Here is a 17,433-nt window from a genome sequence, read left to right on the forward strand (position 1 = left end):
ACCTTGAGCTACCTCATTTTATACAGGAGTTTGTTTATATTTTCACCTTGATAACCCAGCTCGCCATTCGGATAGTGCCACTTAATATTCTTCAAACCACCTCTTGGAGGGTGAAGTCTGAAGACGGGCTTCATCTCTGCATCCTTAAGGCTCACTTTTCCTTCCATAACCGCCTTCGCAAAATCCTCAATCGTCTCATAGCCTGTCTTTTCCTTTATGTACTCATCAGTAACCCTTCTGTTTCCTGCAAGTCTCCCTCTCAGTCTGATCAGCCTGGCAAGAGATTCCGCAGTTATCTCCCCATATGCGACATAATCCTTGACCTTCCTGAGCATACCAATATATGTCTCGTTTTCCGGCACGATAACGCAATGATACTTCTTGTGCAGCCTGAGCATTTTTAGCGTATCCCTTATGCTCCTCCGGATATCATGCCTGCCCCTGAGCCTCACAACCGCATAGTACTTCATTATATCACCTCTTCATATACATTGTCTGCTTTAAAGCCTCGTAAGTGGCTTTTGCGAAGTTGATCGTTGTTCTCGTGTTTCCTCTCGTGAATGTCCAGACATCGCTCACCCCGGCAAGTTCAAGGACTTTCCTTGCCATGTCTCCAGCCACTATTCCCAGACCCTTCGGGCCCGGAATTAAAGTTACCCTTACACTGCCAGCACTGCCGGTAACCTTGAACGGGATCGAGTGGTCTCCTCCACAGCCACACTCCCAGGATCCACAACCCCTGTTCACCTTAAAGATATTGAGCTTCGCATCTTTTATCGCCTTCTGTATTGCCGGAGCAACCTGAGATGCCTTTCCACTTCCAATCCCAATGTAACCATCCCTGTTCCCAACTATGGCCGTAACCCTGAAGCTCGTTCTTCTGCCACTGTCGGTCATTCTCTGAACAAGATTAATCTCAAGAACCTCATCCTCAAGATTCGGAAGCAGGATATCTACGATTTCAGGTTCTTTAATCGGCAAACCGCTTGCGATAGCGTCATCTATCGTTCTTATCTTCTCCTCCGCAACGAGCTTGCCGAGTCTTGTTTTGGGAACCCATTCTTGGACATTCATTCAACCATCTCCATTATCTTTGATTTTATCTCATCAACATGATCCGGCAACTGCGACGGGCTCAAGCCCCTCTTTTCATAGCCCTTGAAGCCTCCAGCCTGCTCATAGTATGCTTTGATGTGTTCACCTCTGATTCTTGAATCATCAGGGAATACCTCTTCCGAATGCGGAACTTCCAAGCCGCTTTCAACAGCCCCTCTCAGCACTGCAAAGACCCTTGAACCCCTTGTAGGTGTTTTCAGACCTATGTCTAACACAGCCTCACTGACACCAGCTTTCTGAGCTTTCTTGCCTATCAGCAACCCTGTGAGGTATGCTGCGGGTGTGTTGTTGGCATCTCCTTTCCATCCAAGCTTCTGAAGCTCATAAGAGTCTGCATGAGCAATTACCCTGTCACCTTCCGGAGAGTATTCTATTATCTGAGCTATTACCATCTTATTGGTAATCCTGACAACCAATCTCGGCTTTCTTGAAAGCAGTAACTTCAACCTCTTCCTGTAGTTGGTCTTACCCTCTCTTCTCCTTCTTAAAGGAACCCTGTAACGAGGACCCCTGGCCATTTAATCACCCCTCAACAAATTGTTAGTTTCTATATACAACTCCAGATGAGCTACAGACCTGAACTCACCGCCCTTTGCCTTTCTGTACAGCATTCTGTAAGTCCTTGTATCGAGCTTTCCTTCGACCTTCAATTCTTTAAGCCTTCTCCTCAAAGCCCTTATTCTGATGATCCATTTCCTCTTCCTAGACATCCTTGCACCCTTTCTTCCCTTCCTTCTACCATGTCCTCTTCTCCTTCCCTTCTTCCTCTGCAAAGCCCTCTTCCTTGCTCTGGCCCTGCTCACTCCCTTGACAGGCTTTCTTTTTATTGCACCGCTCTCGATGAGTTCTCTGATTTCCTCTTTCGTGCTTGCCTCAGCTATCGATTCAAGCTGATCTGGATCCAACCAGACTGCATTCTCTCCACATTTCAGTACGGAAGATGCAAGCCTTCTCTGAATCTTTAAATTCATAATCTTCACCTTTGTGATGGATTTAATATTTTAATACCCAATTCCTTGGCTTTATCTTCAATCATAAGCCTCTTCTTGAGGCCAACACATGATGCGATCCTGATAGCCTGTGTCTCAGCATCAACATTTTCAAGCTCTTTCGGATTGTGAACTAGAACCTCTATGTAACCGCTTGGATGGTATCCCCTAACTTCAGCTGGTGAGGCGAAACCAACCATCACCGGCTTCTTTCCAGCGATCCTCAGCCTCATCTTGTTATCCATACCCCTCGGTCTTCTCCAGCTTTTCCTTCTGAGCCTCAGCTTCTTATGAGACTCGTACCTTCTGAACTCTGGCTTCCTGGCCTTCTGCCTTCTCCTAACCTTAAGAAGCCTTCTGATCTCAGGTGAGAGATTCGGTTTATCCACCATAATATCACCTCATGGTTTTTCAACGATATATATCCCATCTTGGAAGATTCTCTGGTCGAGGTTCTTAATCCTCGTTGTCTGTTCGAGATTTGCAGCAGTCTGTCCGCACTCTTCCTTATCGATCCCCGTAACGATGATGTCGTTGCCCTGAATCTTTACCTCACATCTACCCACTATCTTCGACCTTCTCGGATGCTTCTCTCCAAGGAAGTTCTCGATCACAACTTCCCTACCCTCAACCCTGAGCTTTACCGGGAAGTGAGCGTAAACAACTCTGAGCTTGTACTCAAAGCCCTCCGTCACGCCTTTAATCAGATTCCTTATGTGAGCGGCAAATGTACCAACCATCGCCTTCTGCTTTATCTTTCCGTCCTCTGTGTATACTCTAACCTTCGAATCCTCTTTGACGATCTTAACTCCCCTGAATTTCAGATACCTTGAGTTCTCTCCCTTCTGTCCTTTTGCCTTGATAGTGTAGCCCTTAACATCGTCACCTTCAATCGATACTTCCACCCCTTCTGGGATCTCAATGATGCGTTCATTATCGGCCATTGTCACCACCTCTAGTACACATAAGCTAAAAGCACTCCACCAAGACCTTTCTCCCTTGCTTCCCTCTGGGACATTACTCCCTTGACTGTTGAGACCACCAGGATTCCGAAGTCTTTTCCTGGGAGAAATCTCTTCTCGAACTTCTCATACTCCGTTTTCTTCGCACTCATCCTCGGCCTGATCGCACCGCAATCGTTTATCCTCTTCGTGAGGGTTATCCTGAAAGCACCTCCCTTGTGATCGTCAATGTACTCGAACTCCTTGATGTATCCATAATCCTTAAACACCTTTAAGACATTGCCAACGAGCTTTGAGGCTGGCCTTACCTCACAAACATCATATCCGGCTTTTTCCGCATTCTTTATTGCGATCATCGTATTTGAGAGCGTATCGCTCAGGCTCATGATCTTCACCTACCTCGATTACCAGTACTTCTTAAATCCCAGTTCCGGGGCTATTTCCCTAAAGCACTGCCTGCAAAGGTACAGCCTGTACTTCCTAACAAGTCCAGCCTTTCTACCGCACCTTCTACACTCGTTGGCCCCTCTGCCGAACACCTTCTCACTCTTCTTCATTTTATTCAACCTCCACACCAAGTTTCTTCAAAAACTCGATAGTTTCTTCCTTGGTTATCAGATGGTTCTTCCCAATTTTCGATCTGGAAATTCTCCTTCTCTTAACCCTGTAGCCCCTTCTTCTCAAGGACACACAGACATCCATTCCGAAAATACCAACATCAGGATCGTAATCCACTCCAGGGAGATCTATATGCTCATGAATTCCAAATGAGAACTCTCCAGCGTTAACCTGTTTCCTCTTCAGCTTGTTCTCCTTAACAACAAGTGCCCTCTTCAAGAACTCCTCAGCCTTCTCTCCCCTGAGTGTGACTTTCAACCCGATCGGTTCTCCCTTCCTTATCCCAAAGTTCTTTATGGTCTTAACAGCATGTGTTATCGCTGGTTTCTGCTCTATAAGCTCCTCAAGGAGCTTGCTCGCTCTTTGAAGTCTCTCGCCACTCTCTCCAATCCCCATATTTATGACAACCTTATCTATCATCAGCTCTCTCATCGGGTTCATGCGATCACACTCCCAAGTCGATAACTGGCTTGGATGCCGATTTATCTCCAACAACGAATATGTAGTCCTCGATTGTTGTGATATCTCTCTCCTCTCCCTCCACAGTAACAAGATTCGGTGCAGAACCTCTGACGACCTTGTAGCTCTTGAGTCTTCCAATTTCTCCAGCGTGAGTGCCACCGATGATCATAACAAGTGCTCCCTCTTCAAACTTCAAATGCTCAAGTATTTTCTTGCTCGGTATCTCAAGCAGAAGGCTGTCCTTTGTTTTGAACTCGTTGGTCGCAATGATGTTGGTTCCATCGAACAGGTTCAGCTGAACCTTTCCGCCTTTGAGGAGCGTCTTCCCAGTTATCTTGTACAGCTTTCTGTCCGAGTCCTCAATCTCCCTGGGTATGTATCTTCCCTTCTCGTCGAAGACTATTCTGTAGCTCTTGTCTATCTTCGGTATTGATACAACATCGAACAATCCTACCGGAAACTTGTAGTCCTTCCTGACCTTCCCATCCACAAGTATATCTCCGGAAGCGATTATTCTCCTCGCCTCTCTGGCATTGTCCGCCAGTCCGAGAAAATCCCTTACGACTATGAGCAGTGGTACTGCAGACCTGTCATGCGGTCCGGGAGATGCCTTTACCGTCCACTTCTTAACCTTTCTCGCAATTTTCAGTGTTTTTGGAGCAGATAATCTCTTTTGATGCATAAATTCACCTCGCTACCTTCTCAAGCTTTCTCTTCCTAACATCATCAACTTCTCCAAGGCTCACTATCATCACATTCGATGGATGAATGGGAACTGCAACCTCTGTTCCATCGACTTTCGTTGTTGTAACACCATCCACCTTGATCCTCAGCCTCTTCATGTCAACCTCGATTACCTTTCCTTCCTGCCCGGCAAACTCTCCTCTCATTATCCTTACTTTGTCTCCCTTCTTGATCCTTATCGTTCTTCTGCCATATTTTTTCCTTAATTCCTTGGATAATGTGGCATTGAGTAGCCTGTGCCTCTCATGGAGCTTTGATGTCTTGTACAGCCACCTTCTCTGCTTTCTTGGCTGTTTTGATTTTGGAATCATGATACCACCTCACACGATTGCTGCTGCGAGAGTTCCGATTCTCGAGAACCTCTCTGCAGCCTCTCTCGCAACAGCACCTCTTATTTCACTCCCCTTCGGGTTTCCGTTTGGATCCGTGATTACAGCCGCATTATCCTCAAACTTAACCCTTGTCCCATCAGGCCTCCTGAACTCCTTCCTCTGCCTGACGATTACCGCATAATGCACCTGCTTCCTTATTTCTGGAGTTCCCTTCTTGACACTCACAACGACAATATCTCCAACTCCAGCAGCGGGATACCTTCTCCTGACTCCCTTGTATCCTTTCACGGCAATAATCTCAAGCTCCCTCGCACCGGTATTATCCGTGCAGACGAGTCTCGCCCCAGTAGGCAACGCCCTCGGGATCTTGGATTTTCTCGCCTTCATTCTGTCACCTCTGAGACTTTTTCAACTATAACAAACGATTTTGTTTTGCTCAGAGGTCTGCATTCGATGATCGTTACAGTATCGCCTACCTTTGCGTTGATGCATGGTGGATTGTGAGCGTGCAGTTTGGATCGTTTCTTCATGTACCTCTCGTACTTCGGGATGTATCGTATGTGCTCTCTCTGGATTACCGCCGATTTTTCGTAGGTCTTCACCACTTTTCCCCTAAGCATCTGTCCCCTCACGGGAAGCTTCCCATGAAATGGACAATTCTCATCATCACATTCTTTTTCAGGGGGTTTAACATCATATCCTATGTCTCTCACACTAATCACCTTTGCTTTATCTTAAATTTCCTCAAATTTCCTTTAAACCTCTTAATTATCAACAAACCTCTTTTTATTCTTTCTTCAGGACGGTACGCGATGAGATTACCATCCAGCTCAACACATGAATCACCAACTCTGAGCTTAAACTTCCTGTCCGCTTTTGCAATTCTTTTATATCCCCTATCTGTCCTGATCAGCAGGGTTTTCATCGTTTCGTCAACTATTTCCCCCGCTAACCCTACCTCGTATCTGTTAGGGCTGTCAACCACCTCACACTCAAGTCCTATGAGTTCGTGTGCGATGATCAGTTCATTCAAGCTCTGTATCCCTCCTCCCTGAGAGCGAGCTTGACCCTCGCTATGTCTTTCCTTATCGCCCTGACGATTCCCGGATTCTCAATCGATCCACCCGATCTAACCTGAGTTCTAACTCTGAGCAACTCGTTTTCCAGCTCTCTCAGCTTCTTTATCTTCTCTTCCCTACTCATCTTCCGGATTTCGTTCATCTTCATTGCTCATCCCCTCTCTCAGTGCTTTCAGCCTCTTTTTTAGCTTCAGAAGGCTCAGAAGCTTCAGAGGCCTCAGTTTCCTGAGTAGGCTGACTCTCCGGGCTTTCCTGAGCCTCCTTGCTCTCAACCTCTTCAACCTCTGGCCTGCTCTTCTCCTTGACGCTGAACTCATCCGGAAGTTCTGCATCTGGCGGAATTATTCTGACCTTAATGCCCATCACACCGAGCTTCTTTATCGCAACATCAAACCCTGTCTTTACCGCTGAGATGGCTGGCTCACCGGTGTGAACCATAGTTCCCGCAAGGAACTTCTCAGTTCTTGCTCTCTCTCCAGTTAGCTTTCCACTGATCTCTATTTCGCATCCCTTTGCTCCAGCCTCCATTATTCTGTACAGGAACCTGTATCCAGCCTTTCTGAAGTACCATCCCCTCTCAAGCGCTCTTGCGAGGAGAGATGCCATGAGCTGTGGGTTGAACTCGGGCTTTTCAATTTCATCCACGCTAACCTGTGGGTTATCGATGCCGAACTCCTTGAGCTTCTCCGTGAGGTTTCTTATCCTCCTACCACCTTTTCCAATAACCAAACCCGGTCTTTCAACGAACAGGGTTATCTGTGTTCCCAGAGGTGTTCTCGTTATATCCACACCACCGAAACCGGCATTCCTGACTTCCTGAGCCATCCATTCCTTAACCCTGAACTTCTTCAGCCTTTCCTCAACAAACTTTCTTTCTACAGCCATTATCGCACCTCTGCTACAAATTCTACAGTTGTAAGGGTCTTAAATTTCGGAGTTGCCCTACCAAACGCTCTTGGGGTGAACCTTTTCAGAACCCTACCCTTTTTAGCCTGAGCATGGGTTATGATAAGCCTATCCTTCTCGATTCCCTTGTAGTCCGCGTTCGCCTCCAGATTCTTTATGACCTTCAGTATATACCTTGCTGCCTTCTGCGGATATCTGCCCGCGAACCATTTATCCAGCCCACTCTTGTGCCCGACCTTCTTGTAGTACTTCTTGAACCTTACAGCCCTCTTCATCTCTGCAACCTCTTCGAGGAACCTTATCGCCTCGTCAATCTTCATACCCTTTATCTCAGAGCATATCTCAACCGCATGTTTGAAGCTGATTGGCATCTCGTATCCCATTGCCTTCGCAGCCTTTGTGGGATCTTCTGGCTCGTAAGCATACCTGACTCTCGCCATGCTATCACCCTTTACTTGAGCGGTACGAATTTACTGCTCCTCGTAGCACCGACACCCGGACCGCTGTGCTTTATGAATGTCCTCGTCTGAGCGAACTCTCCGAGCCTATGACCGATCATTTCCGGCTTTACCTCAACCCTGACAAAGTCCTTGCCGTTGTGAACCATGATTATCTTGCCAACCATTTCTGGCAGAACTATCATATCCCTGCAGTGAGTCCTGACAGCATCCTTTTTCTTCAGCTTTCTCAAGAGCTTCTCTTCCTGCTCAGTAAACCCTCTCAGGATCTTTCTCCTCTCTCTTGCTGGCAAAAGCTGAGCAAACTGCTCAAGCGTCATCTTCTTCAGCTCATCAAGCGTATAACCACGATACTTGAAATCTTTCGGCCTTACAACCTTGCTTTTTAATGCCATAAATATCACCTCTTGGCTCCGGTTCTTCTTGCAGCAATACTACCAACCTTCCTGCCCGGTGGAGCATTTCTGCTGACCGTCTTTGGCTTACCAGTATGCTGGTGCTTACCTCCACCGAATGGGTGATCCACAGCGTTCATCGCAACTCCTCTGACCACTGGCCACTTTGCAGCCTTGCTCTTGTACTTGTGATATTTCTTACCCGCCTTAACGAATGGCTTGTCCGTTCTTCCTCCTCCGGCAACAACACCAATCATCGCTCTGCAATTCGGGTTGAACCACTTCAGCACACCAGAGGGCATCTGAACGAGCGTTCTTGTTTCCTCATGGGAAACAACCAGTGCGAAAGTTCCACTGGCCCTGACGAACTTGCCACCATCACCCGGGTTGGATTCTATGTTGCAAACCGGACTGCCCTCGGGGATGTTTTTCAGATAGGTTATGTTCCCTGGCCTTAACGAAACTTTCTCTCCGCATTCGATTATGTGTCCAGTTCCCATACCCTCTGTGGCTATTATATATCTCTCACTACCATCTGGAAGCTTCACCTTAGCAATAGGAGCATTTCTGGCAGGATCGTGTTCTATGTCGATAACCTTCGCTTTCACTAATCCTTCGAAGTTTATGTGCTTCAGATCAGCCTTATACTTGTGTGAGGGAGCCCTATATGTCGGGGTTCCTTTCCCCCTGTTTTGAGATTTTATCCTCTTACCCATTAAACCACCTCATCAGAACACACCAAGTTTTGAAAGTATTTCTTCAGCCGAATAATCGGGAGTTAGCTTGATGTACGCCTTTTTCTCTCCCTTGGGGGTTATGAGGGTGTTAACCTTCTCAACCTTAACCTCAAACCTCTTCTCAATCTCTTCCTTTATCTGCTTTTTATTCGCCCTTTTGTCAACTATAGCTGTAAGAATGTTTTTGTCTATCTCTGTAGAGGTTTTTTCTGTGACTATAAAGCACTTAATCAGCATAACCATCCCTCCAAAGCTTCAATTGCGGATTTGGTCCAGACAGTAAGCCTTCCAGCCTTTGCTCCGGGTGCGAGGAGTTCTACATTAAGGTTTCTCGCCACCACAACATCAACACCGGCAAGATTTCTTGCAGAGTTCAGAATGTCAGACTTCTCTCCAGCAACGATCAGCACACTCTTCTTCACAATGTATCTCCTCCCCCTCATCTTTCCTTTTCCAGCCCTGTATCTCTTTCTGGATTTAGCCCTCTCAACATCCTCGTAAACACCGATTGCCTTCAGAGCTTCCACTACTTCCTTGGTTTTCTTCAGGTTCTGGAGGTCATCAACCACAATCTTCGGAAGCTCTCCGCTGAATATGTGTGGCCTTTCTGAAACAAGCTGAGCGTTAACGGTTGCTGCAATCGCAGAGCAGAGAGCTTTTCTCATCTCTTTCTTGTTTATCTTCTCTTCCCAGATTTTCTGAACCTTTGGTGGGTGTGCCCTCCTGCCACCAACAGCCTGCGGAACTTTTACAGCCCTGCTGCCGGTTTTAAGCCTTGGAACCCTGGCATAACCATGTCCCGGACCCCAGTTTTCAGCGGAATAGTTTATTCCCGCAAGGGGGCTGGGGCCATATGGCTGCCTCCTCCTGCTCTGGAGGGAATGAATGGCTTTCCTTATAATATCCGGCCTGTATTCTGTGTCGAAAACGGATGGCAGTTCTATTTCCTCTACAACCTCTCCTTTAAGATCGTAAACCTTTGCCTTCACAAAAATCACCTGCCCTGCTTGGATGTTGTGCTCACATAAATCACATTGACTCCATCATACGCTGCTGAAGGTGGTCTCACAGCATACCTAAACCTCACGAGCCTCTTAACGCTGCCCGGCACACTGCCAGAGACCATCACATAGTCTCCCCTGACAACACCGTAGTGCACAAAACCACCGTTGGGGGTTACTTCCTCACCGTTCTCTCCCATCTTTATTATCCTCTTGTTGAACTCCGTCCTCTGGTGGAATCCCATCTGACCTGCCTGAGGAACAGTCGGTCTGACATGGTGGGGGTTCCATGGACCGAGGTTTCCGATCCTTCTGTGCTTGCTGCTCCTTGCATGCTTTGCGTTCAGTGTTATAACGCCCCATCTCTTAACAGGACCCTGAAATCCCTTACCCTTTGTGATGGATGTAACATCGATGATCGAACCTTCTTCAAAAACCTCAAAAACCCTGATTTCTCCACCAAGCTTCTCCTTCACATATCCAAACGCTGTCTCAACATCCCCGCCCACTTTCTGCTCCATTATCTCTGGAGTCTTCTTTGGCACACCGGTTATCTTGTAGGGCTGTGTGTATGTTATGAGCCTGAAATGATCTACCTTATCGAGATCTATGTCGTCAGCATTTCCATTAACCTTCTTCGGAATGTTTATTCTCCTACCAAGCTGATTGTCAAGATTCTCTGCCCATATCTCGCTCATGATCTCAAAGCCATAGGGTGTTTTCCTGTAAGCTCTGAACCCTGCAACCTTCAGCGGCGGGGTTTCCAGTACCGTTACGGGCACTACTATTTCCTCCCCATATGTCGGGGAATTCCTCCTATCATCCACAATCACGACATGCGTCATACCGGCCTTATAGCCGGCAAAACCGAGTGGCTTTGTTTCACTGTGTTCGGGCCAAGCCCTTATCCTTGGTATGATACTCTTGGCTCTCTTTCTCGGGGAAAATGCCATCGAACCTCTTCTCGGTCTGTGTTCTTTCATTACCTACCACCTTACTTCCTATTATTTAATTAACCTCTAATTAACCTCATACACTCTTATTCTTCCCATTCAACCCTTCAGGGAGTTTATTATCGCCAGCGTAGCGATTATCGCCTCTTCCAGCCTCACAGTTTCGGTACCCTGATTCGGTATCGAATTTATTGAGGGTATTCCATCGAGTTTTATCTTCAACCTCCTCGCTATCTCGTGAACCCCCTCTTCAGGATTTCCGAAGAGGAGCGTTGAGTTTTGGTTTATCTCCTCCAAGCTCTCACTTATCGGTTTCCCTCTCCTCGAGAGGATCACCGAATTATCGAGTATCCTTCCAAGCTTTACCTTCTCTACCCTGTATCCCCAGTATTCCCGGGGTTCGGCTTCTTCCACAACCAACGGGGTCTTCGAACAGACCCTGACGGTAACGCGGGCCCCCTTGGGTTTATCACCCTTCATCAGGGCCAGGGCAGGTAAACCAACATCCACCCATAGCGTTCCGTCAGGCCCAACCTTCCTTACAACCCCATCCCTTAACTCACCGATTTTTAAATGTTTCGGCTTATGGGATGGGATTGCTAAAGGGGGTAAAGCTCCAGCGTAGCTCAGCGATTTCTTTATCGGGAAGAGGCTTTTTCTCAGATACTGCGGGGTTTCTAAGTACTCCAGTATATCTTTAATATAGCCTGAATCATCCTTTCTTGGATCGTGGTAAATGTAAATCTTTTCTACCCTAAATATAGCACAGTATCTTGCAATCTGCCAAACCTTGTATGCTTTAATCTTCTCATCGTTTTCGTTTATCAGAGAGGAAGAGGGAATGGCTATGTTCATTGCAGGAATTAAACGGAAAGGATTTAAAAAATGTTTGAGTGAAAGAACTGAATCAGAGATTCAAAAACCATTCAATCAGTATTTCCGTATTCCTATTCAGATCATCAATATATTTGTCCGTGTCTTCAACTATTCTATCTTTCACCTCATCATCCAGGCTACCTTCAGACTCGAGCCAGTTTCTGACTGTATCTTTGGTAACCTCGAGATGGAACTGAACCGCGACATTCTTCCTCAGGATGAATCCCTGATTCTCGACATTATCTCCTTTAAAGACTATCTTGGCATCCTCCGGGATATTAAATGTGTCCTGATGCCACTGAAAAACCACCATCTCATCCGGGAATGGCAAATCTGCCACCTTTCGAACACTATACCAACCCAGTTCTTTTTTATACTTGTAAACATCAGCACCGAACGCATTTGCTATTAGCTGTGCTCCAAGACAGACCCCCAGAACAGGTTTCTTTCCATCAACCAGCCTTATAAGCTCCATTTCCTTTTTCAGATAGGGATGCTTGTCATCTTCATACACACCCTGCGGGCCGCCAAGAATTATGAAGTGTGTGTAATCCAGATACTCAGAAACTTCCTCGATCTCCTTTGCCATAACATAATCGAACTCTATATTTCTTGCCTCAAAGATGTTTTCGATGTACTCAAGTCCTTCATTTTTCGCATTCTTAATTGCCAGGACCCTCACGATCTGAGGTGTGCTGCGCTGACAATATATTTTTTTCTGGTGAAATAAGTGAACTGATCAGTACAGCGACACAGGCGCCTTACCTATACATAAACAGCACAATCAGGCCCTCGCAAGCTGCTGACCGATAACCCTATCCAGCTCTTTCAAAAACCGGTCAACCTCGGACTCAGGAATTAAAGCTCCCGCAGCTATGCTGTGTCCTCCACCCTTTCCGCCAATCTTTTCGGAAACGAGCTTTATCGCCTTCGCCAGGTTCACACCCCTGTCAACCAGCCTCTGCGTGGCTCTTGCCGAAACCTTAATACCTTCATCGTTTCTGGCAAGGGCTATAATCGGCTTGTTCAGGTTCGCCTTTGAGAAGCACATTCCGGCAACAATGCCCACAATTGTGTCGAGAATCATGTCCTTCGCATCGAAGTACTGAATGTTCTCAAGCTCGACTATTCCTATCTCATCCACCAGCCTTATCCCTTCCGACAGGTTCCTCCTGTGGTTCTGAAGCAGGGTTCTCGCTCTTTTAAAGGCTCCATCTCTATCTCCTAAGCAAACTTTCAGGCCTACATCTTCATATCCATATCTGGCAGTTGCATTCAGGAGCGTTGAGAATTCCATCGCATCCCTGAGCTCCGTTCCTTCCTCCTCATGAGACAGTATGTATGTCTCACCGACTATTCTCTTAATTGATTTGAACGGTATACCAGCAGATATGCAGAGCTTCACGATCTCGTTAACTGCTCTCTTCCTCTCCTCCTCAGAAAGGTCTATCCACTTTTTCCACTCAGAGACTTCTATGCCAAGTGAGTCGAGGAAGTTTATTGCCCCGGCTTCATTCCCGCTTATTCCCGGGAGGTAGGGGTCGAACGTGTACTCGAGCATCTTGACCACAGGCCTCGTCTGCTTGCCGAAGAATCTCAGGTCTTTATGGACTGCGAGAACCTTTCTTTTTATTCCTTCATCTATAACGATTCTGTTCAGCCCGAGAAGTCTGCCCTCTCTCGAGTCCTGAAGGTCACCTACTGCACCAACTATGGAGAGGGGGATTAAATCTACATTCATTGCGAAGAGCCTGTTTCCGAGGTATCTGGACAGAATATAGGTTGTGGTAGCCCCGGAAAGCTCATAGCTGCCATCAAATCCGAAGCTATGGGGGTTCAACTGTCTCTTGTTATCCATTACAGGGAGATGGTGGTCTGTTATAACAAAATCAATTTTTTTATCGATTATAGAATTTATCTGCCCGCTGCCAAGGTCGGTAAACCAGGTAAACTTATTCTCATCTGCTATTTTTTCTATCTCGGAATCGGATAGCTGTTTGACAAAAACAACTTCATTTTCTATTCCCAGCCTGTCCAGGGTTATTCTGGCTATTGATCCAGAAGTGATACCATCAGCATCGATGTGGGTGACAATAAGGACTTCATCAGACCTTTTTATCAATGAGGAGATGTATTCTGCTCGCTTTAGCATTTCATCAGGTATTTGCATCAATTCACATTTATCCTGTTTCTAAATAAAGGTTTTGAGTGGTTTGAAAGTGATTTTGAGGTTGCACAGGAAACATAAGATAGATCCGCTATATTACTTCCTCAGGAATTCATCCCTGAGAAATATTATGTTTCCCCTACCCTTCTTAATTTTCTCCACGATCCCTCTTCGCTCAAGGTCTGCAATCATCAGACTAACCTTGGCCTCGGAATATCCAAGCTTCTTTCTTAGTTCCTTCTGCGTTATTCTTCCTCCCTCCTTCATCAGTATGTTCAACACCTCTTTCAGATCATCCGGGAGATCTATATCCTCCATCTCAACTTCTTCGATCTTTTCTGTTTTCCTCAAACGGGTTTTCCAGAAGTATGCTACAGCCGTTACTGTCACAACAACCACAACAGCCACAACAGCAAGATATGACTGGTCAACTTCCTCATCCTTACCCAGCGAGAATTCCACCTTATCCAGACCACTAACATCTGGCGACTCAAGCTTTGGGAACAGAACCATGTCAAGCACATATTTACCTTCTGAAACTATCGTGATGTTCTCCTCCCAGTAAAGCAACTCACCATCCTGCCAGTAGTAGGCTTTTATCGTGTAATTTCCGGGAAGTATGGATTCAAAAATATAGCTGCCATTCTCGGTAACTTTCTTCTGAACAGGCTTTGTATTTATCTCAACCACAGCCCCATCAAGCGGTTTGAAGTTCTCCCATGAGAAAATTTTTCCATGAATTACCGAAGCGTCAGCTACAGGAATCACAAGCAGAGATACTATCAGAATTAGCAACCTGAGCGTTCCATGCATCTCAATAAAATCCAACCGAAGGCTATAAATTTTTTTCATTTTATTCAACTTTAATGATGAATAATTTTACTAAAAGATCTTCAACAAAGCCCATTTTTTCAGCCACTATCAGTTCAATCTCGGCCAAGTACCCCGTAACAACGAGCACAACAAAAACCAGAATTATGGCCCCAAAGATTCTGTTTGATGCCTTGGATACTCTAACAACCCTCTCTGTCGCTTTCAGCCCTAAAAACAAAATTGATGCTATAGCCATCCCGAAACCGGAGGAATATGCAAGCATAACAGTCAGCCCGGAAGATGATGAAGCTAAAGACAGCACCGCTCCAAGAATCGGGCCTATGCATGGACTCCAAATAACTCCCAGCCCAGCTCCAAGAAGGATTGAACCTACCACACCACCCGTGAGATAAATCCTATTGGTGATGCCAAGAGGCAAGCTCTGGAATGGGTTTATGTTCAGCAGGAGCATCGCCCCGAAGATTGCGAGTATAAGAGACGAGATTACTCTAAGCTGTCCTTCAATTAGCCCGAAAAAGAACCCCAGTATCGAGAAGGTGGCAGTCATGCTTAATGCTGTTACAAAAGCTCTGACAATATTGGCCCTTGATACTGCAAAAACTACAGGAATCACAGGTAGAACGCACGGAGAGAGTGCTGAGATAAGGCCTCCGATGAAGGCTATTGGATACTCAATCATAAAAATTTAGAAAAATTAGGAGAGGAATCTTTCGAGCCTTACAAGCATCTCCTCGATGTTTTCTCTTGAAGTTGCGTAGCTAACCCTGACCCATGTACTGTACTTCAGTCCAAAAGCCGAACCAGGAGTAGTCGCAACATACTCCTTAGCCAGAAATTCCTCACAGAATTTCATGCTGTCCTGCTTGACATCCATGAAGATGTAGAATGCACCCTTTGGAGGAGCATACTTTATTCCCAGCCTGTCCAGACCATCCATGATTATGTCCCTTCTAGCCTTGAACTCCGAAACCATCTCGTTCAGAAAGCTCTGATCACTTTTTATAGCTGCCACAGCAGCATACTGCACAAAGGAAGTTGGGTGGCTGACAGAATGAGACTGTATCTTTGTCATCGCCTTTATTATCTCCTCCGTTGATGCCGCATACCCCAGCCTCCAGCCAGTCATCGAGTAGGTCTTTGACAGTCCATTGATCAGAATAGTTCTCTCCAGCATTCCATCGAATTCTGCTATGCTCTTATGCTTACCATCGAAGATTATTTTCTCATATACCTCGTCACTCATAACGAGGATGTTTCTATCAACGGCAAGGTCCCTGATCTTCTTCAGGAAGGATTCTGGATAGACTACTCCAAGCGGATTGCTTGGTGAGTTTATTATTATCAGCTTGGTCTTGCTTGTTATGTAGTCCTCAACCGGAGCATCCTCAAATCCCTCAGCATGTGGCACCCAGACAACCTTTCCTCCTGCCATCTTTATGCAGGCTTCATATGTAACCCAAGATGGATCGAGGAGTATAACCTCATCTCCTTCCTCAACCACCGCCATTATCGCTTCATAAATCGCATATTTAGCTCCGGGAGTGGTTATTATGTTCTCAGGAGCGTAATCAAGCCCGTTCTCATTTTTCAGTTTCTCAGATATTGCCGAGAGGAGTTCAGGAATACCTCTCGTTGGAGTATAGAATACCTTCCCTTCCTTCATTGCCTTATATGCGGCTTCAATTATGAAAGATGGCGTTGGAAAATCGGGTTCTCCAACGCTCATGTCGATTACCGGATTTCCTTCTCGTCTAAGCTTCTTGGCAAGCTCGGACACCCTGAGGGTTGCTGATGGACTTACAGCATTAACCCTCTTCGTTATCATCGTTCTACCACCTGTTACTTGCTCTCATCATACTCTCTCAGCCTTCTAACAAGCTTCACCGCTGCCTCAACACCTCTCTTTGCGTAATCAACCCTCTCCTGAGCGGCAATCCTGCCCATTCCGGGCCCTGCGATTCCGAGGGTTACGGGTTTGTTGTACTCCAAAGAGAGATCCATAATCTTCCTCGCAGCGTGCTGGGCAACGATCTCATCGTGCTCGGTATCTCCTTCGATTACTGTTCCCACAGTAACCACAGCATCCACATCTCCCTTCTCAAGTATCCTCTTTACCGCAATCGGTGTGTCAAAAACACCCGGTACTCTAATAATGTCCGTGATTTCCGCTCCAAGAAAATCAGCATGTTCTTTTGCGAGGATTTCCATCATGTAAGTTATATCCCTGTTGAATTCAGCAACAACCAAACCGAGTTTAATTTTTTCCATCCACACCACCTTCAGAATAAATTCAAAATGAATTTAAAAGATTTTTGAGAGTTGAGAATTCCGAAATTTTCCTTCTACCTCCTGATCTCACCAACATCCTCATATCCCTGTCTCTGCCCAGTTCCAGCCAGTCTTTCCAGCCTCTTCGGATTCAGGAGCAAATCCACTGCATTTCTAACATGCTCTCTGACCCTGTTCTCGGCAACCACCAAAAGCTCCTGCTCATCCTCTGCCTCATCTTCGTGAATCGTCACATCGATCACATGCTTCCCGGTCATGAGCTGAACAAGCTGAAGGGACATGCTCAAAACGATGTAGCTCAGCTTATCGTTTTCAGTAGCTCCAACCCATCCGCAGGTTATGACAATATCGCATCCCCTTTCATCTATGAGCTTTTTTGCAGCAATCGGCAAATCCTTGATTCCCGGCACAGTGTACCTTTCATAGGGCAGGGAGCAGATCTTCCTAAGCTCGTTTATTGCTATCTTACCCATGTTTATCCTTGAGAAGGTTGTGTCAGCTATCCCAACCTTCAT

The 17,433-nt window shown here is 46.2% G+C and carries 30 protein-coding genes; all 30 read right to left on the reverse strand.

Annotated features, from left to right (window positions below; all coding sequences use genetic code 11):
- Nucleotides 1-8 precede the first annotated feature (8 nt).
- The gene (rpmD, locus tag ASULF_RS00545) at nt 9-470 is read right to left on the reverse strand and encodes a 50S ribosomal protein L30 (RefSeq protein WP_015589742.1); all 462 of its coding nucleotides are present in this window, start codon (nt 468-470) and stop codon (nt 9-11) included.
- A gap of 4 nt (nt 471-474) precedes the next feature.
- Complete coding sequence (locus tag ASULF_RS00550; RefSeq protein WP_015589743.1) at nt 475-1,074, reverse strand: 30S ribosomal protein S5; 600 nt, start codon at nt 1,072-1,074, stop codon at nt 475-477.
- Nucleotides 1,071-1,634, reverse strand: a complete 564-nt coding sequence (locus tag ASULF_RS00555) for a 50S ribosomal protein L18 (protein ID WP_015589744.1) — start codon at nt 1,632-1,634, stop codon at nt 1,071-1,073. Before ASULF_RS00555 ends, ASULF_RS00550 begins: the two co-directional genes overlap by 4 nt.
- The gene (locus ASULF_RS00560; RefSeq protein ID WP_015589745.1) at nt 1,635-2,087 is read right to left on the reverse strand and encodes a 50S ribosomal protein L19e; all 453 of its coding nucleotides are present in this window, start codon (nt 2,085-2,087) and stop codon (nt 1,635-1,637) included.
- 5 nt (nt 2,088-2,092) lie between these two features.
- On the reverse strand, nt 2,093-2,497 hold the full coding sequence (locus tag ASULF_RS00565; RefSeq protein ID WP_015589746.1) for a 50S ribosomal protein L32e: 405 nt from the start codon (nt 2,495-2,497) through the stop codon (nt 2,093-2,095).
- 9 nt (nt 2,498-2,506) lie between these two features.
- Entirely contained in the window at nt 2,507-3,049 is a 543-nt protein-coding gene (locus ASULF_RS00570) for a 50S ribosomal protein L6 (protein ID WP_015589747.1), read from the reverse strand.
- 11 nt (nt 3,050-3,060) lie between these two features.
- Nucleotides 3,061-3,453, reverse strand: coding sequence for a 30S ribosomal protein S8 (locus ASULF_RS00575; RefSeq protein ID WP_015589748.1), 393 nt, complete (start codon nt 3,451-3,453; stop codon nt 3,061-3,063).
- A gap of 18 nt (nt 3,454-3,471) precedes the next feature.
- The gene (locus ASULF_RS00580; protein WP_015589749.1) at nt 3,472-3,624 is read right to left on the reverse strand and encodes a 30S ribosomal protein S14; all 153 of its coding nucleotides are present in this window, start codon (nt 3,622-3,624) and stop codon (nt 3,472-3,474) included.
- 1 nt (nt 3,625) lies between these two features.
- Entirely contained in the window at nt 3,626-4,126 is a 501-nt protein-coding gene (locus tag ASULF_RS00585; protein ID WP_015589750.1) for a 50S ribosomal protein L5, read from the reverse strand.
- 4 nt (nt 4,127-4,130) lie between these two features.
- Nucleotides 4,131-4,829, reverse strand: a complete 699-nt coding sequence (locus ASULF_RS00590; RefSeq protein WP_015589751.1) for a 30S ribosomal protein S4e — start codon at nt 4,827-4,829, stop codon at nt 4,131-4,133.
- Nucleotides 4,830-4,833: 4 nt separating this feature from the next.
- On the reverse strand, nt 4,834-5,202 hold the full coding sequence (gene rplX / locus ASULF_RS00595) for a 50S ribosomal protein L24 (protein WP_015589752.1): 369 nt from the start codon (nt 5,200-5,202) through the stop codon (nt 4,834-4,836).
- 9 nt (nt 5,203-5,211) lie between these two features.
- The gene (locus ASULF_RS00600; protein WP_015589753.1) at nt 5,212-5,610 is read right to left on the reverse strand and encodes a 50S ribosomal protein L14; all 399 of its coding nucleotides are present in this window, start codon (nt 5,608-5,610) and stop codon (nt 5,212-5,214) included.
- Complete coding sequence (locus tag ASULF_RS00605; protein ID WP_015589754.1) at nt 5,607-5,936, reverse strand: 30S ribosomal protein S17; 330 nt, start codon at nt 5,934-5,936, stop codon at nt 5,607-5,609. Before ASULF_RS00605 ends, ASULF_RS00600 begins: the two co-directional genes overlap by 4 nt.
- A gap of 5 nt (nt 5,937-5,941) precedes the next feature.
- A complete protein-coding gene (locus ASULF_RS00610; protein WP_015589755.1) occupies nt 5,942-6,256 on the reverse strand; it encodes a ribonuclease P protein component 1 in 315 nt (104 codons plus the stop codon).
- Nucleotides 6,253-6,450 carry a 50S ribosomal protein L29 gene (gene rpmC, locus ASULF_RS00615; RefSeq protein WP_015589756.1) on the reverse strand — a complete coding sequence of 66 codons (198 nt, stop codon included), beginning with the start codon at nt 6,448-6,450 and terminating at the stop codon, nt 6,253-6,255. The genes ASULF_RS00610 and rpmC overlap by 4 nt, the downstream gene beginning before the upstream one ends.
- Entirely contained in the window at nt 6,447-7,187 is a 741-nt protein-coding gene (locus ASULF_RS00620) for a 30S ribosomal protein S3 (RefSeq protein WP_015589757.1), read from the reverse strand. Before ASULF_RS00620 ends, rpmC begins: the two co-directional genes overlap by 4 nt.
- The gene (gene rplV, locus ASULF_RS00625; protein ID WP_015589758.1) at nt 7,187-7,648 is read right to left on the reverse strand and encodes a 50S ribosomal protein L22; all 462 of its coding nucleotides are present in this window, start codon (nt 7,646-7,648) and stop codon (nt 7,187-7,189) included. Before rplV ends, ASULF_RS00620 begins: the two co-directional genes overlap by 1 nt.
- Before the next feature lie 11 nt (nt 7,649-7,659).
- Nucleotides 7,660-8,061 (reverse strand): 30S ribosomal protein S19, encoded by a 402-nt coding sequence (gene rpsS, locus ASULF_RS00630; protein WP_015589759.1) that lies wholly within the window; start codon nt 8,059-8,061, stop codon nt 7,660-7,662.
- A 5-nt stretch (nt 8,062-8,066) separates the two neighbouring features.
- The gene (locus tag ASULF_RS00635; protein WP_015589760.1) at nt 8,067-8,777 is read right to left on the reverse strand and encodes a 50S ribosomal protein L2; all 711 of its coding nucleotides are present in this window, start codon (nt 8,775-8,777) and stop codon (nt 8,067-8,069) included.
- A gap of 12 nt (nt 8,778-8,789) precedes the next feature.
- Complete coding sequence (locus ASULF_RS00640; protein WP_015589761.1) at nt 8,790-9,035, reverse strand: 50S ribosomal protein L23; 246 nt, start codon at nt 9,033-9,035, stop codon at nt 8,790-8,792.
- Entirely contained in the window at nt 9,029-9,787 is a 759-nt protein-coding gene (gene rpl4p, locus ASULF_RS00645) for a 50S ribosomal protein L4 (RefSeq protein ID WP_015589762.1), read from the reverse strand. The genes ASULF_RS00640 and rpl4p overlap by 7 nt, the downstream gene beginning before the upstream one ends.
- 5 nt (nt 9,788-9,792) lie before the next feature.
- Nucleotides 9,793-10,782, reverse strand: coding sequence for a 50S ribosomal protein L3 (locus tag ASULF_RS00650; RefSeq protein ID WP_015589763.1), 990 nt, complete (start codon nt 10,780-10,782; stop codon nt 9,793-9,795).
- Between the two features lie 69 nt (nt 10,783-10,851).
- Complete coding sequence (locus ASULF_RS00655; protein ID WP_015589764.1) at nt 10,852-11,607, reverse strand: putative RNA uridine N3 methyltransferase; 756 nt, start codon at nt 11,605-11,607, stop codon at nt 10,852-10,854.
- A 52-nt stretch (nt 11,608-11,659) separates the two neighbouring features.
- Entirely contained in the window at nt 11,660-12,310 is a 651-nt protein-coding gene (locus ASULF_RS00660; RefSeq protein ID WP_015589765.1) for a type 1 glutamine amidotransferase, read from the reverse strand.
- Between the two features lie 102 nt (nt 12,311-12,412).
- Nucleotides 12,413-13,798 carry a single-stranded-DNA-specific exonuclease RecJ gene (locus tag ASULF_RS00665; RefSeq protein ID WP_015589766.1) on the reverse strand — a complete coding sequence of 462 codons (1,386 nt, stop codon included), beginning with the start codon at nt 13,796-13,798 and terminating at the stop codon, nt 12,413-12,415.
- A gap of 93 nt (nt 13,799-13,891) precedes the next feature.
- Nucleotides 13,892-14,608, reverse strand: coding sequence for a helix-turn-helix transcriptional regulator (locus tag ASULF_RS00670; protein WP_201763921.1), 717 nt, complete (start codon nt 14,606-14,608; stop codon nt 13,892-13,894).
- 40 nt (nt 14,609-14,648) lie between these two features.
- Nucleotides 14,649-15,308, reverse strand: coding sequence for a cytochrome c biogenesis CcdA family protein (locus tag ASULF_RS00675; RefSeq protein WP_015589768.1), 660 nt, complete (start codon nt 15,306-15,308; stop codon nt 14,649-14,651).
- A gap of 15 nt (nt 15,309-15,323) precedes the next feature.
- Nucleotides 15,324-16,454 (reverse strand): pyridoxal phosphate-dependent aminotransferase, encoded by a 1,131-nt coding sequence (locus tag ASULF_RS00680; protein WP_015589769.1) that lies wholly within the window; start codon nt 16,452-16,454, stop codon nt 15,324-15,326.
- Nucleotides 16,455-16,468: 14 nt separating this feature from the next.
- A complete protein-coding gene (gene ribH / locus ASULF_RS00685) occupies nt 16,469-16,897 on the reverse strand; it encodes a 6,7-dimethyl-8-ribityllumazine synthase (RefSeq protein ID WP_015589770.1) in 429 nt (142 codons plus the stop codon).
- Nucleotides 16,898-16,971: 74 nt separating this feature from the next.
- Nucleotides 16,972-17,433, reverse strand: coding sequence for a riboflavin synthase (ribC, locus tag ASULF_RS00690; RefSeq protein ID WP_015589771.1), 462 nt, complete (start codon nt 17,431-17,433; stop codon nt 16,972-16,974).

The sequence above is a fragment of the Archaeoglobus sulfaticallidus PM70-1 genome (assembly GCF_000385565.1).
GTDB lineage: Archaea > Halobacteriota > Archaeoglobi > Archaeoglobales > Archaeoglobaceae > Archaeoglobus_A > Archaeoglobus_A sulfaticallidus.